Here is a 13,739-nt window from a genome sequence, read left to right on the forward strand (position 1 = left end):
GGACTTGAGCACCCCCGAGGAGCCGGACCCCGCGGACGACGCCGCGGGAGCGGCAGCAGCGGGTGGGACCGGGTCCCCGGACGACGCCGGCCCCACCGGGACCGACGGCTCCGCGCAGGACCGCGAGGACGAGCACCCCGCGCAGCCGGCGCCGACGGACGAGGCGAGAGCCCGCCGTCGGCGCCGTCGCCGTGCCCGGGCGCTGCAGGTGACCGCCACCGCCGTGGTCGCGGTGCTCGGCGCGATGCTCGGACTGCTGCTGGTGCCGGACTCGAAGGTCGAGGTCGGCCCGCTGACCGCCTCGGTGCACGTGCGCCCCTCCCTCTCCTCGGACACGGTGCTACTGCTGCCGCCGATCGGCGAGGTCTCCTTCGACACCCACACCGCGCCGCTGTCGATCGAGGCGCGGGTCAAGGGCGTCGACGTCGAGAAGGCCGAGGCGCTCTTCTACTCCGACACCGGCTTCGCCGAGCTGCAGAACAGCGCCCCGGAGGCGATCACCTCGGCCGCGGCGCGCAATGCGGCGATGAACGCCCTGTTCGCGGCCGTCGGTGCGGGTCTCGCCGTCGGCCTCACCTTCCGCCGGGTGCGCCGTTCCCTGGTCGCGGGCGGCAGCGCCGTCGCGCTGGTCGGCGTCTCCGTCGGCGCGGCGGCGGTGACCTTCTCCCCCGCCGCCCTGACCCAGCCCCGCTTCGAGGGGCTGCTCTCCCAGGCCGCCTACATCGCGGACCTCGGCGAGGCGACCGCACAGGACTACGCGAGCTATCGCGACACCCTCGCGGAGTTCGTGGGACAGGTCTCGGCGCTGTACATCGCGGCGGACAGCCTGCCCGTGGGCCTGGACCAGGAGAACCTGGTCACGGTGCTGCACGTCTCGGACATCCACGACAACCCGCAGGCCTACGACGTGATCGAGCAGCTGCACACGCAGTTCGCGATCGACGCCGTGATCGACACCGGCGACATCGTCTCGTGGGGCACCCCGGTCGAGAACGAGCTGCTGAACACGATCGGCACGCTGGACGTCCCTTATGTCTACATCAGCGGCAACCACGACGGCGCCGCGGCCGCGGCGACGATCGAGGCGCAGCCGAACGCCACCGTCGTCGACAACGAGGTGGTCGAGGTGGCGGGGCTGACGATCGCCGGGATCGGCGATCCCCGCTTCGCGGCCGACGACGACTCCGACATCGGCAGCGGCTGGCAGGAGGGCAAGGACGCGGTCGCCGCGAGCGCCTTCCAGCTCGGCGACACGATCGAGGCGCACGACGAGGCCCATCCCGAGGACCCCGTCGACCTGGCGCTGCTGCACGACCCGACCCAGCCCGCCGGCCTCCTGGGCCGCGCTCCGCTGGTGCTCTCCGGCCACATGCACACCTCGAAGGTCGAACTGGACCGGGAGGGCTCGGGCACCGATTGGCTGACGGTCGGTTCCACCGGCGGCGCCCTCGCCTCCGGAGGCGTCGCTCCGGTGCTGCAGGGCGAGGACCCGCTGGACCTCACCGCGCGGATGCTCTACTTCGACCGGGAGACCGGACGCCTCGTCGCCTACGACGACATCACTATGGGTGGGCTGGGCCTGGTCTCCGTCTCGATCCACCGCTCCCAGATGCCGCAGGGGGACGCCGAGCTCGAGGTGCCCGAGGGCGCCGAGACCCCCGACGGCACGGTCCCGCCGGAGCAGGAGGTCGCCCCCGGCGAGGGCCTGCCGGACGAGGACCGCGTCACGCCCACCGACCCGGTGAGCCCCGCGCCGGGCGCGAGCGACGGCGGCGAGGGGTAGGAACCGGACCGACGACGCGACACGACCTAGAGCGGCTTCGAATCACCCTGAATCGGCCGTAGGGACTGCCGCATGGATAGGTGACATCTGATCTGGCTTGCCCGCAGGGCGGCCTGGAAGGATGTGCACCACGCCCGCTCCCTACATCCAGTCGATCGCGGTGTCGCTGGGCTGCTCGCGTACCGCGGTGGGGACGGCCCTCGAGAGCGTGAGCGGCCCTCCGGCCACGCGCTACTCGCGGCTCTCCACACGCCGTGCTCCCACCGACGGCGAGCTGCAGGAGCTCCGGCGGCTCTATGAGACCTGCCCCGAGGCTCCGCGGAACCGCCCCGGACACCGCGAAACCCGCGGCGACGAAGGTGCCGAGCTCGCAGAGGCGTGCGCTGCCCTGGTCGCGGGCGGCGTGCCGATGCAGACGCTGTCGCTCGCGATGGGACGCGGAGCGACCTGGGTGCACTGGCTGCTCGGCCAGCACGACCTGCAGGCCGCCGAACGTGAAGGGCTGAGCACGAGGCGGAGGTCCCGGGACGCTGGAGCGTAGCGAGACGGGCAACGGCTCCGAATCGCTCTCGACTGTCCTTCCGGTCCAGTATCTTCCGACCATGACCGATGATCAGCTGCAGCGCGTCCTCGTCGCCGTGCGTTCCGAGCTCGGCGACCCCGACACCTGGGGTGCGCCCGTCGAGATGCGCGAGTCCCTGGCGCTGGCGGCGCTGAACTCCGTCCACACCCTCCGGGCCGGGACGCCGTCCGTCATCCGGGTGATGCGCCGCTACCGCGCCCATCGAGTGGCTGAAGGCGCGGATCCCGAGACCGACTCAGGACCCGACCTGATCGCTGCCATCGACGCCGCGGGCGGACCTGAAGACTTTTCACGCGACGTGACTCGCAACCAATCGAAGCTCCCCGGGACGAAGCGGCTGCGCGCCGGCGGAATCCGCGAGGCGCTCGGCAACCTCGAGGCCAGCGGGGTCACGACTGCTGCGTTGCTCAGGGAGCGCGCCGAGGACGACGAGGTGCGCCGCGCATGGACCCGGGTGAAGGGGCTCGGTCCACTGTCCTGGCAGTACCTGCTGATGAACGCTGGAATCGGGTCGCTGACCAAACCCGACGTCATGATCCGCCTTTTCCTCGGGCGCGCTGTGGGGGAGAAGGTCTCGGTGGCACGGGCGACGAAGCTGCTCACCGACGCTGCCCAGGAGCTGGGCGTCGAGACTCGCGCGCTCGACCGCGCGATCTGGCTGTACGAGTCGCCGTCAGGCGTCTCGACGATTCCCACTCCGAGTACCGAGGAGCGAGCATGATCCAGGCATGGGACATCCGCGAGATGCAGCGGGCGAACAGTGTCCGCTTCGAGCACCAGGGCAAGGTCTACGAGGGCATCGTCCAGTCGATCGAGGACAACGACTCGGTCCTCTCGCACGAGAAAAACCACCCGGGGTGTGTGAGCCTCATGCTCAGCACGGGACAGACGCTGAATGACCTGCCGAAGACCGCGCCCGTCGAGCGTCTCTGACGGCGCAAGTGCTCCACGCGCAGCGAACTCGGCCCCTCCCGTCCATAGACGAGGATCGCGGGACTCACTCGGGATCGATGTCGGGCCATTCGCTGGAGAGGAACGCCTCAATCGCTCGGTTGCGGAAGGTGTAAACCTTCCCGCGGCGGATGATCTTGCGGATCGTGTCCAGGCGCTGTGCAGTGGTCCCGGCTTGGGTGGACTTCTCGAAGCCCATCGCCTGTGCGATGTTCTTCAGGCTGCGTTCCTCGGGCGGCAGTCCCACCATCGCCTCGAGCATCTCCCGCTCCCGCTCCGGCAGGCGTTCGATGATCCGTTCTACGTGCGTCGCGGCCTCATCGCGCGCCGCATCCTCCCAGCCCTTCAGTACCTGTTCGCGGGTGATCACGTCGGTGCTGCCTGCGTACCAGGCCTTCTGGCCGGCGAGCTGGAAGAGGAACGGTTCGCCCTTGCAGAGCTCGAGGATCTCGTCGCGTGCCTCCGGGGCCATGGTCACCGGGCGGGTGCCGCCGACACCATCGGGCACCTCCCAGCCGGCTAGGACGAGGGGCTGTAGGGCTGCCGCGAGATCGTCATCGCCGAAAGACTCGAGCGTGGTGGTCTGGAAGCGTCGCCCGAAGGTCGCACCGCGACGTGCGGAGGACATGTCGGCGAAGTCGGGCAGTCCCGTGAGGTAGACGGCGATGGGCAGCACTCGATCGATGACCCGCCCGCCGGGAGCGGTGACCTGCACCTCATGCGCCATGGCATCGCCCAGCGCGATGAGGAGCTGGGAGAGGACATGCTCGTCGGCGATGTTCTGCACCTCGTCGATGTGGATGAGAACGACGACGTCGCCGCGCTTCATCGCCGCGGTCCCGATCTCGACCAGCAGCTCGGTGAGGGAGGTGAACGGCTCCGGACCGTCCGCCTCCCGAAGACTGAGTCCGTAGCCCTTCAGCGAGATTTGCGAGACGCGCGAGAGCAGGTCGGTGAGTCGCTTCTCGCGACGGGTTGGCAGCCCGGCTGTGTCGGCGAGCTTAAGGAGGGCCGCGGCGACCACCTTCAGAGGATCCGCCTTGGAGGGGATGCGCAACTGGGGCGTGACCCAGTCACCCTTCTCGACGGCCTTCTCGGAGATCTTGCGCAGCAGGCTTGACTTCCCGAGCCCTGCCTCGCCGAGCATGGTGCGCCCACGCTCGGGCAGTCCCGAGATCTTCCGGGGTCGGACGATGTCATCCCAGTCCCGGAGCTGGTCCACGCGGCCGGCCCAGATCGGCGGCACGACGTCGGCATGCGGGCTGAAAGGGCAGTCGATCGCGGTGCGCATGCTGATAACTTTATCAGCAGGACGGGCAAGCGATAACGTTACCAGCGCGCGCGTGCGCGGTCAGTCGACGCCAGGAGGTGTTGAGTGACAACACGAGCACTTAAGAGGTCCCTAGGAGATTCCCGTGGGGCCTCGTCGTTCACCGGACCTGATCCGCCTGAGTCGAGAGGTATGCACACCAGCGCGGAGAATCCGCATGGACCTCGACAGTCTCAGCGGCCCGCCGACCACGCGCTACCCGCGTCTCTCTATCCGGCGCGAGCCCACCGACGCTGACCTGCAGGAGCTCCGGCGGCTCTACGAGGGACGTCCGGAGTCTCCTCGGATCCGTCCCGGGCCACCGCGAGACCGGCGGCGACGAGGGTGCAGAGCTTGCGGAGGCCAGCGCCGCGCTGGTTGCCGTCGGCGTGCCGATGCAGACGCTGTCGCTCGCGATGGGTCGCGAGGCGACGTGGGTCCACTGGTTGCTCGGACGGCACGGCCTACGACCCCCGGGGCGAACGGTGCGGAATAGGAGTCCGCATAGCCGAGACGTGGGAGCGAGGTGATACGGCAGTGGCGTGCGAGCCGCGCAAAGATGCCCCTGCTGCACTGCTGGTTCTGGCCGTGTCCGATATTCAGATGCATTGCGTCGTCGACACCGTCCGCTCAGGCCATTCTGCGGTCAAGTTCGTGGAGGTAGTAGAGGTCGTTGCCTCGCATGCTGGCCACTGCCTCCCGTTGTTGCTGCCACGCATGCACTCCTAGTGCTGCAGCTCCTGCGACGCCCGGAGTCAGCCCGGCCGTTGCTACCACCGCCAGGTCGGTGACCGCATGTATGCCGACGACTAGGCCTGGCATGGCAGCGCCACCGACTATTATCTCCTTGATGTTTGCCCCGACCGCTCTCGCGAACTCGCGGACCAATCCGTGCTCGGCAAGCTGCTCGCGTATATCTTCTAGCGTCGGCACGATCTCCTTCCGGTAGAGATGGTCAACTTCAGACTGAACCTCGTCGTCGAGCGGGCCAACCCGCATCTTCTCTCCGAGCGAGGCCGCCGCCCGGCGGTACCTACTGAGGGATCCCGCTAGGTCGCGCCGCAGGTCGAGGAGTTCGTCTGCTGGTGTCTCGCCGAAGGTCGGAAGTCGAGCTATTACCCCCGTGCCGACGAGGGCCTCCAGAGCGTTGGGGAGCGCCAGGGCAGACGGCTCAACCCTCTTCTCGTTGATTAGGACGCGCGCGAACTGGGTCGTGCCTTGGTCCAGAAGCATATGGCGAGAGCCATCGGCAAGGAGGTTCATTACCTCGGCCGCATACCTCTCGGCCAGCACTTCTTCGTCCCAGTTGCCTTCAGTATTGAAGAGTGGTTTGAGCTTGACCACTCGGGTCCTGGTGGCCGCCGCCAGCTCAGGCCCGCCAGCGGTTTCGATCATCGTTGTGATCTGGTCGCGAAGCTGCTGCGAAGAATCGTTCTCAACCCCCCTGAGGCCAGTGGCCAGTTTGCGAAGCGCTTCCGCTTGCTCATTGTCAAGGGTCTCGAGGATGGAGTCGAATCGCGGATCGAGCAGAACTGGTAGAGCGTTGAGGACGGCCTTCGCGTCCGTTCCTTTGCCGCGGGTCATCCGGTCGAGAGTGTCGGCGTCAAGGGCACGAAGGATGTCGAACGCTGAAGCTGAGTTGTCTTGTGCGAGTGCGTTCAGACTTAACAGCATCTCGGAGGCGGGACTGACGACCTCAATTTCGTCGGCGTACAGTATTGCGGCACGAATAGCCTGCAATTCTCGATCTAGTGTTATGGACCCATATTCCTCCATATTGGATTCTGGATGGACGACGACGGTCATGCGTAGCTTCGGGATCCGGGGCTTCCGCGTTGCAGTCCGATTCGGTGTGCGTTTCCGGTTCCTGAGTGCCATGAGGACATCATGCCTCGGCGTGCACGCGCGCGCGGTAGGAACGCCGACCTCTGCATGTCCCCACCTGCGAAACGCAGCTGGAGTCCACGGACGGGCCCAACGGCAGGAGCTCGACGAAAAGGAGCGTGACGACGAAGGTGATGAGCACCCATGGCCAAGCCGGGGCACTTCTGCCCCTGTTGTGTCGTAGCGGCCGAGTTTGAGCCGGACCTCTTGAACGGGTCGGTCGAAGGGATTTCGGGCGACGCTGGCTGGCACGTCGCCGATCTTGACGAAGGAACCCATGGAGGCCACGACGACGTCAAAGCAGCGGGCGACCAGGAGCTGTGTGGTGACGTTGCCGTGCCGGGGGATCGGGGACTGCCGCATGGATAGGTCACATCTGATCTGGCTTGCCCACTGGGCGGCCTGGAACGATGTGCACCATGCCCGCTCCCTACCCCCAGGAGTTCCGCGACGATGTCGTGCGAGTGGCCCGGTCCCGCGAGGACGGCATCACCATCGCGCAGACCGCGAAGGACTTCGGCGTCCACGAGAAGACGCTGCACAAATGGATCCGCCAAGCCGATATCAACGATGGCAACTGGCCCGGCAAGAGCCGGGAGGAATCGGCCGAGCTGCGTGAGGCGCGCAAGCAGATCCGGCTGCTTCAGCAGGAGAACGAGGTCCTCCGCCGCGCCGCTGCCTACCTCTCCCAGGCGAACCTGCCGGGTAAAGCTCTACCCGCTCGTGAGCCCGACGGCATCCCCGTCGCGGTGTCCCTGCGGGTCCTCAAGCTCTCCCGTCAGTCCTACTACCGCTGGCGGAAACAACAGATCACCCAGGCCGAGCTGATCGAGGCTTACCGTGCCAACGCCCTGCTGGACGCCCACGTCGACGACCCCGAGTACGGGTACCGGTTCCTGGTCGACGAGGCCGCGGAGGCCGGCGAGGTGATGTGTGAGCGGACCGCGTGGAAGATTTGCCGGGACAACCAGTGGTGGTCCGCCTTCGGCAAGAAGCGCGGCAAGAACGGGAAGCGTCCCGGACCACCGGTCCACGACGACCTGGTCAAGCGCGACTTCTCCGCCGATGACGTCAACGAACTGTGGCTGACCGATATTACGGGCTCTTCAGAGTTGAGTGTGGGGTGAGGCGTCGAGGCCGCCGGCGATGAGGAGCCTTCGGAGGCGGTAGTGCTCGACGTTGCGGAACCCGCGGGCGATGCGGCGGCCGAGCTCTATGATCCCTTTGACGGCTTCTGTCCCGCCGTTGCTCGCGCCGTCGGTATCGAAGTAGGCCAGGAATGCGGCCTCACATCGTCGCAGGGTTTTCCCGAGCCTCGCGATCTCGGGGATCGGGCAGGACGGCAGCGCAGCGATCAGCTGCTGGGCCAGTCGACGACCCCGGGCAGGAGTGGGCTGGTGGAACACGTCGCGGAGGTCCTGGGCGCACTGGTAGGCGACTTCGACCGCGACGTGATCGGGATGGGCAGCGAATGCGCTGTCCAGACGGATCTGCTGGCGCGGCGTGAGGCGCTCCCTCCCGGCGCGGAGAACATGACGGATCCCGTAGGGAGGCTCGCCCTTGCGGCCGCGATGCCCGAGAGTCTCCTGCTGGACCCGGCGGCGCACGTCATCGACCGCTGCGCCGGCGAGCTTGACGATGTGGAAGGCGTCCAGCACGCAGGTGGCGTCCTCGAGTTGGTCATCGATCGCGTTCTTGTAACCCTGGAACGGGTCCAGCGTCGCGATCTGGATCCCCTCGCGGAACGTCTCGCCGCGTTCGTTCAGCCAGTCGCGGTATGCCTTACCGGATCGGCCCGGGACCAGGTCCAGGAGCCTGGCAGTCGGATGCGCTTCGCGAGTCAGATCGACCATCCCGGTGAGCTCCTTCGGGCCGCGCCGGCGCGGGTCCCGGTGGTGCCAGATGTGCTCGTCCATTCCTAGGACCTGCACGTTCTCGAAGCGGACTGGGTCGTTCGCAGCCATTGTCAGGACTGGCTGGACCTGGGACCAAAGCGTGTTCCAGGTGGTGCCGAGCTGCCGGGCCAGGCCCTGGATCGTCGCGCCCTCGCGCCGGAGCTGGCCGATCGCCCAGCGGATCGCGCGGGTGCTGAGCAGGCCCCGTGGGGCACAGAGCTCCGGGTTCTGCTCGACGAAGGTGGCCACCTCGCAGACGTCTTCGAGGCAGATCCAGCGGTGCTTGCGCCACTGGATCCTGACCGGTCTGCCCGCCCACGGCGCGTCGATCACCGAGGTCACCACTCGGCCGTGACCAGTGGCGATGACACCGCAGCCAGGGCACCCGGTCATCGGGTCGCAGGACTCCACCTCGAGCACCAGCCCGGCCCAGCCCTTCGAGACGGCCACCAGATGAAGACCGGGGAAGTCCAGAAGAAGGTCACAGCGATCGCAGCGATCGGGCGCGTCAGCGCATACGCAACTATGGTTGAGCATCGTCGAGGTCCTTGAAATCAGCGGGGTTAGAAGTCCGCTCATCATCGAGAACCTCTACGCCTAGCCGCGCCTACCTTCAACTCTGAACAGCCCCCTTGACCTTCGAGAGCCACGCCGCCCTGAGAGGAGAGACATGACCAGGGAGAACCATGTCCTCGCCCAGGCCGAGAGCTCTCGAAGCCAGGCTCTGCGGGAAATCGTCCCGTGGAGCTCGCCGATGACGCGGACCGACAAGATCCTCATAGCGTGCATCGTGACTAGTGGTTTGCTCGTCCTGGGGTCCTTCCCTCTGCGTCCACTGCTGATCGCCGACCACCCCGTCGGACTCAGCGCGCTGACCGGTGGCCTGCCGACCATTGCCGCGGGCGCCGCGTTCGCGCGTATCGGCGAGGCAAACCTGTGGCTCGTCGTGTTCGCAGGGATCTTCGGCATGATCAACCTGGATTGGCTGTTCTGGATGGCCGGGCGAACTTGGGGCCCCAAGGCGGTCAGCTTCTTCACGCCAGGCCGCTACGCTACAAAGTTCGCCGCACGCATGGAGAAGGTACCTGGCTGGGTGGTCTGCCTGCTCGTAGTCCTCGCCTTCTTGCCCGGCATCCCCAAGCTCCTGGTCCACCTGTTCGCTGGGCTATCCGGGATGCACTTGCGGATCTTCCTGCTGTTCGACATCCTCGGCGCAGCGCTCATTACCGGCATCGTCGTAGGTCTGGGTCATGCAATGGGCAAGACCGCCGTGGACCTCGTGCTGCTGGTGGACAAGTACGCGCTCTACGTGACGGTGGGGATCCTCGCGGTCGCCGGGTACATGGCGGGATCGGCCGCTCGGAAGCGTCGTAGCGAGGTCAGCCGCGGAGCCGGCTAGCCCCACGCTGCCTCCCCGCCACCCACACTCAACTCTGAAGGGCCATATTACGGAGCACTGGACCGATGAGGGCAAGCTCTACCTCTGCGCGATCAAGGACGTGTTCTCCGGCCGGATCGTCGGCTACTCGATCAGCGACCGGATGAAGGCCCGCCTTGCGGTGAACGCCCTGGACAACGCGGTATCGAGTCGTCGCGATGCCGCCGGCTGCATCGTGCACTCGGACCGCGGGTCCCAGTTCCGGTCACGGAAATTCGTCCACGCCCTGAACCGTCACCACCTCATCGGATCGATGGGGAAAGTCGGCGCTGCCGGGGACAACGGCGCGATGGAGTCTTTCTTCGCGCTGCTGCAAAAGAACGTCCTGGACCGCAGGCGGTGGCGGGCTCGAGAAGAGCTCCGGATCGCGATCATCACCTGGATCGAGAGGACCTACCACCGGCGTCGTCGACAGGCCCGCCTGGGCCGATTGACGCCCATCGAATACGAGACCATAATGAACCCCGCCGTGGGCCTCGCGGCCTGACACCCCAACTGTCACCTGATCGTGCGGCAGTCCCGTGAGCTCTCGGGAGGCGGGGTCGCACTAGTGGTCAACGTCGCCTCCCGATGCGGACTCGCTCCGCAGTACGAGCAGCTCGAGGATCTAGAACGTCGCTACCGCGATCGAAGGTTCACGGTGATCGGCTTCCCGAGCAACCAGTTCCTGCAGGAGCTAGGCTCGTCGGAGGCGATCGCCGACTACTGCTCGGCGACGTGGGGAGTGACGTTCTCGATGGCCGAGAAGGTTCGGGTCAACGGGAGGAACGCGCACCCTCTGTACAAGCAGCTCACGACCCTCGCGGACGCCAACGGTAAGTCAGGCAAGGTGACGTGGAACTTTGAAAAGTTCCTTGTCCATCCCGACGGCCGCGTCAAGCGTTTCCGACCACGCACCACCCCATATTCTCCCGAAATCCTCGCCGCTATCGAAGAATGGACAGCCGATGAACACGCACATGAGTGACGCCCACCCCGTGCACTGCGGCCGGGCCCGCACAGCGGTACGTTTGCTGCTTGGCTCAGCCCTTACCTACGCCGGTGTTACCCACCTGACATCCGCTCGTGAAGAGTTCCGCGCACAGGTGCCGTCCTGGGTCCCGGTCAGCGAAGACGCGACCGTCCTTGCTTCCGGCGTCACTGAAATCGCACTCGGCGCGGCCCTTCTCAGTGGACGACGGCAGCGCGTGGTTGGCGGTGTGGTCGCAGCCTTCTTCGTAGCAGTCTTCCCGGGCAATGTGGCGCAGTGGCGGAACAAACGTGACGGCTTCGGCCTCGACACGGATAGGAAGAGGCTGCTTCGTCTTCCGTTCCAGATTCCCCTCATCGTCGGCGCGCTGTGGTCTACCCGAGGGCGCAGGCCAGTCCGTCACCCTTCGCCTGAGCAGAGCGTATGAGCGCGGCTTTTCGGGCTCATCGCATTTGAGGGTGTCGAAGGGGTCGGAATCCGCCGGTGTCGAGCAGTGAGCGGATGATGCAGTCCCGCGTCGCGTGGACCACCAGATCGATCCCCGGCCACGCCCCCGCATAGGTCGCCGCCGACCCCTCCAGCACCGGGGCGGGCAGCGAGTCCTCCCACGCCACCGCCACCGACGCGTCCTCGCCCGCGCCGACTTCCGCAACCGGCGCCGGCTCCGCGCTCGACCCCTCGACCTCCCCGGCCAGCACCACCCCGTCCGGCACCGCGGCCGGCGCGATCGAGCCGTCCTCCTGCTCCACCAGCGTGGTGTCGAACTCCTGCCACGCACCACGCACTCACCAGGGCACGGCGGTACCACCGACCGAACACAGGGATCTCCAACGGAGGAACTCGTCGCCCACTCGCAGCACCCACGCTGCTCCACCCCTCCGACGCCGGAGAGCCAGCACATCATGCAGTCAACGATCAGCTACCGCACAGATACCTCGGTCACGGAACGATCACGATTCCTCACTCCCGTCCGGGACTGCCAAAGGCCCTTCCCGAGCGGCCGGTGTGGGCGGTTCGACCCGTTCGTCACCTTCCGGACCTCGGTTCGGGCCCGAGGGCTACCATGGCCGTGCACATCCATGACCAGAGAGTTGAACGGTGCCTGAAACGATCCCGCACACCGATGAGGCCGTGTCGGCCTCCCCCGCCGTCGAGCAGAGCTCCGGCACCACCGACCCGCAGCAGACCTTCGCCGACTTCGACGTCCGCGCCGACATCGTCGAGGCCCTCGCGGCCAAGGGCATCACCACGCCCTTCCCGATCCAGGCGCTGACCCTCCCGGTCGCGCTCCGCGGCCGCGACATCATCGGCCAGGCCAAGACCGGCACCGGCAAGACCCTCGGCTTCGGCATCCCGCTGCTGCAGAGCTCCGTCGCCCCCGGCGAGCCGAACCCGGACGACCGCCCGATCGGGAAGCCGCAGGCCCTCGTGGTGCTGCCCACCCGCGAGCTCGCGGTGCAGGTCGCCCACGACCTCGAGACCGCCTCGGCGAAGCGTCCTATCCGCATCCTCACCGTCTACGGCGGCCGCGCCTACGAGCCGCAGATCGAGGCGCTCGAGAAGGGCGTCGAGGTGGTCGTCGGCACGCCGGGCCGCCTCATCGACCTGATGCGCCAGAAGCACCTGGACCTTTCCCAGGTGCGCACCGCGGTGCTCGACGAGGCCGACGAGATGCTCGACCTCGGCTTCCTCGAGGACATCGAGAAGCTGCTCCAGGCGGTCCCCAGCAACCGTCAGACGATGCTGTTCTCCGCCACGATGCCGGGACCGATCATGGCGCTGGCACGGCGGTTCATGAAGCAGCCCACCCACATCCGCGCCCACGACCCCGGCGACGAGTCCCGCACCAAGGCGGACATCAAGCAGGTCGTCTACCGCGTCCATCAGCTCGACAAGATCGAGGTGATGGCCCGCGTGCTGCAGGCCCGCGGCCGTGGCCTGTCGATCATCTTCATGCGCACCAAGCGCCAGGCCGACCGCGTGGCCGGCGACCTCGCCGACCGCGGCTTCGCCGCCGCTCCGCTGCACGGCGACCTCGGCCAGGGAGCCCGCGAGCAGGCGCTGCGCGCCTTCCGCAACGGCAAGATCGACGTCCTGGTCGCGACCGACGTCGCCGCGCGCGGCATCGACGTCACCGACGTCACCCACGTCGTGAACTGGAACTGCCCCGACGACGACAAGACCTACCTCCACCGCACCGGCCGCACCGGCCGCGCGGGGAAGAAGGGCACCGCGATCACCTTCGTGGACTGGGAGGACCTGGCGCGCTGGACTCTCATCGCCCGTCAGCTGGGGCTGGAGTCGACCGAGGCGGTGGAGACCTACTCGACCTCCGACCATCTCTTCACCGATCTCGACATCCCCACCGACGCCAAGGGCAACCTGCCGAAGGACAAGCGCACCCGCAAGGGCCTGGACGCGGAGGAGATCGAGGACCTCGGCGGTCCCGACTCGGCCGGTCGCGCCCCGCGCGAGGGCGGACGCGGCGGACGTGACTCCGGTCGCGGCGGACGTGGTGGTCGCGACGGCGGCCGTGGCGAGGGCCGTGGTCGCGGCGAGGGCCGCTCCCGGGGCGAGCGCCGCAGTCGGGACGAGGAGTCCCGCGAGCAGACGGCCGACGCCGAGAGCGGCGGCCGCACTCGTGGCGAGCAGGACGGCGAGAAGCCCCGCCGCACCCGCTCGCGCTCCCGCACCCGCCGCGTGAACGGCGAGGTCGTCGCCGAGCAGAGCACCGGTGCCGAGTCCTCGTCGACCGGTCCTGAGGACAAGGGCGGCTCGTCCGAGTCCGCCGGCGGTCCCTCGAACCGTCGTCGTCGCTCGCGCGGTGGTCGCGGTCGCAGCCGCGGCGGGTCGTCGAACAGCGGCTCCTCGAACGGCGGCGGCTCCGAGAGCTGAGCCTTCCGACCTGACCGACGGGCTCCGACAC

At 67.6% G+C, this 13,739-nt stretch carries 12 protein-coding genes and 1 pseudogene; 9 read left to right on the forward strand and 4 right to left on the reverse strand.

All coding sequences use genetic code 11. The annotated features are described in order from the left end of the window. The first annotated feature begins 4 nt into the window (after nucleotides 1-4). The 3 genes from RBL05_RS04980 (at nucleotide 5) to RBL05_RS04990 (ending at nucleotide 3,299) form a co-directional block, all read left to right on the forward strand. Complete coding sequence (locus RBL05_RS04980; protein WP_308740414.1) at nucleotides 5-1,783, forward strand: metallophosphoesterase family protein; 1,779 nt, start codon at nucleotides 5-7, stop codon at nucleotides 1,781-1,783. Nucleotides 1,784-2,385: 602 nt separating this feature from the next. Beyond that, entirely contained in the window at nucleotides 2,386-3,087 is a 702-nt protein-coding gene (locus RBL05_RS04985) for a hypothetical protein (protein ID WP_308740413.1), read from the forward strand. Continuing rightward, nucleotides 3,084-3,299, forward strand: coding sequence for a hypothetical protein (locus RBL05_RS04990; RefSeq protein ID WP_308740412.1), 216 nt, complete (start codon nucleotides 3,084-3,086; stop codon nucleotides 3,297-3,299). Before RBL05_RS04985 ends, RBL05_RS04990 begins: the two co-directional genes overlap by 4 nt. 64 nt (nucleotides 3,300-3,363) lie before the next feature. Here the strand turns inward: RBL05_RS04990 and RBL05_RS04995 are convergent, their stop codons facing one another. Further along, nucleotides 3,364-4,608 (reverse strand): ATP-binding protein, encoded by a 1,245-nt coding sequence (locus RBL05_RS04995; protein ID WP_308740411.1) that lies wholly within the window; start codon nucleotides 4,606-4,608, stop codon nucleotides 3,364-3,366. Between the two features lie 648 nt (nucleotides 4,609-5,256). Next, the gene (locus tag RBL05_RS05000; protein ID WP_308740410.1) at nucleotides 5,257-6,432 is read right to left on the reverse strand and encodes a hypothetical protein; all 1,176 of its coding nucleotides are present in this window, start codon (nucleotides 6,430-6,432) and stop codon (nucleotides 5,257-5,259) included. Nucleotides 6,433-6,929: 497 nt separating this feature from the next. On the opposite strand from RBL05_RS05000, the gene RBL05_RS05005 reads away from it, so the two are divergent. Next, the gene (locus RBL05_RS05005; RefSeq protein WP_308740409.1) at nucleotides 6,930-7,637 is read left to right on the forward strand and encodes a transposase; all 708 of its coding nucleotides are present in this window, start codon (nucleotides 6,930-6,932) and stop codon (nucleotides 7,635-7,637) included. Here RBL05_RS05005 and RBL05_RS05010 read toward each other — a convergent pair. Then, on the reverse strand, nucleotides 7,617-8,942 hold the full coding sequence (locus RBL05_RS05010; RefSeq protein ID WP_308740408.1) for an ISL3 family transposase: 1,326 nt from the start codon (nucleotides 8,940-8,942) through the stop codon (nucleotides 7,617-7,619). The genes RBL05_RS05005 and RBL05_RS05010 overlap by 21 nt on opposite strands. Before the next feature lie 133 nt (nucleotides 8,943-9,075). Here RBL05_RS05010 and RBL05_RS05015 point away from each other — a divergent pair, with 133 nt between their 5' ends. The 4 genes and pseudogenes from RBL05_RS05015 to RBL05_RS05030 all read left to right on the forward strand — a co-directional run bounded on the left by RBL05_RS05015 (nucleotide 9,076) and on the right by RBL05_RS05030 (nucleotide 11,240). Then, on the forward strand, nucleotides 9,076-9,804 hold the full coding sequence (locus RBL05_RS05015) for a DedA family protein (protein WP_308740407.1): 729 nt from the start codon (nucleotides 9,076-9,078) through the stop codon (nucleotides 9,802-9,804). Between the two features lie 43 nt (nucleotides 9,805-9,847). After that, nucleotides 9,848-10,330 (forward strand): annotated as a pseudogene (locus tag RBL05_RS05020) (IS3 family transposase); the annotation flags it as partial. 15 nt (nucleotides 10,331-10,345) lie between these two features. Continuing rightward, on the forward strand, nucleotides 10,346-10,810 hold the full coding sequence (locus tag RBL05_RS05025; protein ID WP_308741124.1) for a glutathione peroxidase: 465 nt from the start codon (nucleotides 10,346-10,348) through the stop codon (nucleotides 10,808-10,810). Continuing rightward, the gene (locus RBL05_RS05030) at nucleotides 10,791-11,240 is read left to right on the forward strand and encodes a DoxX family membrane protein (RefSeq protein WP_308740406.1); all 450 of its coding nucleotides are present in this window, start codon (nucleotides 10,791-10,793) and stop codon (nucleotides 11,238-11,240) included. Before RBL05_RS05025 ends, RBL05_RS05030 begins: the two co-directional genes overlap by 20 nt. A gap of 16 nt (nucleotides 11,241-11,256) precedes the next feature. Here the strand turns inward: RBL05_RS05030 and RBL05_RS05035 are convergent, their stop codons facing one another. Continuing rightward, complete coding sequence (locus tag RBL05_RS05035) at nucleotides 11,257-11,562, reverse strand: hypothetical protein (RefSeq protein ID WP_318604129.1); 306 nt, start codon at nucleotides 11,560-11,562, stop codon at nucleotides 11,257-11,259. Between the two features lie 349 nt (nucleotides 11,563-11,911). Here RBL05_RS05035 and RBL05_RS05040 point away from each other — a divergent pair, with 349 nt between their 5' ends. Then, nucleotides 11,912-13,708 carry a DEAD/DEAH box helicase gene (locus tag RBL05_RS05040; protein WP_308740404.1) on the forward strand — a complete coding sequence of 599 codons (1,797 nt, stop codon included), beginning with the start codon at nucleotides 11,912-11,914 and terminating at the stop codon, nucleotides 13,706-13,708. Nucleotides 13,709-13,739 lie beyond the last annotated feature (31 nt).

Source organism: Brachybacterium sp. GU-2 (assembly GCF_030866705.2).
Classification (GTDB): Bacteria; Actinomycetota; Actinomycetes; order Actinomycetales; family Dermabacteraceae; genus Brachybacterium; species Brachybacterium conglomeratum.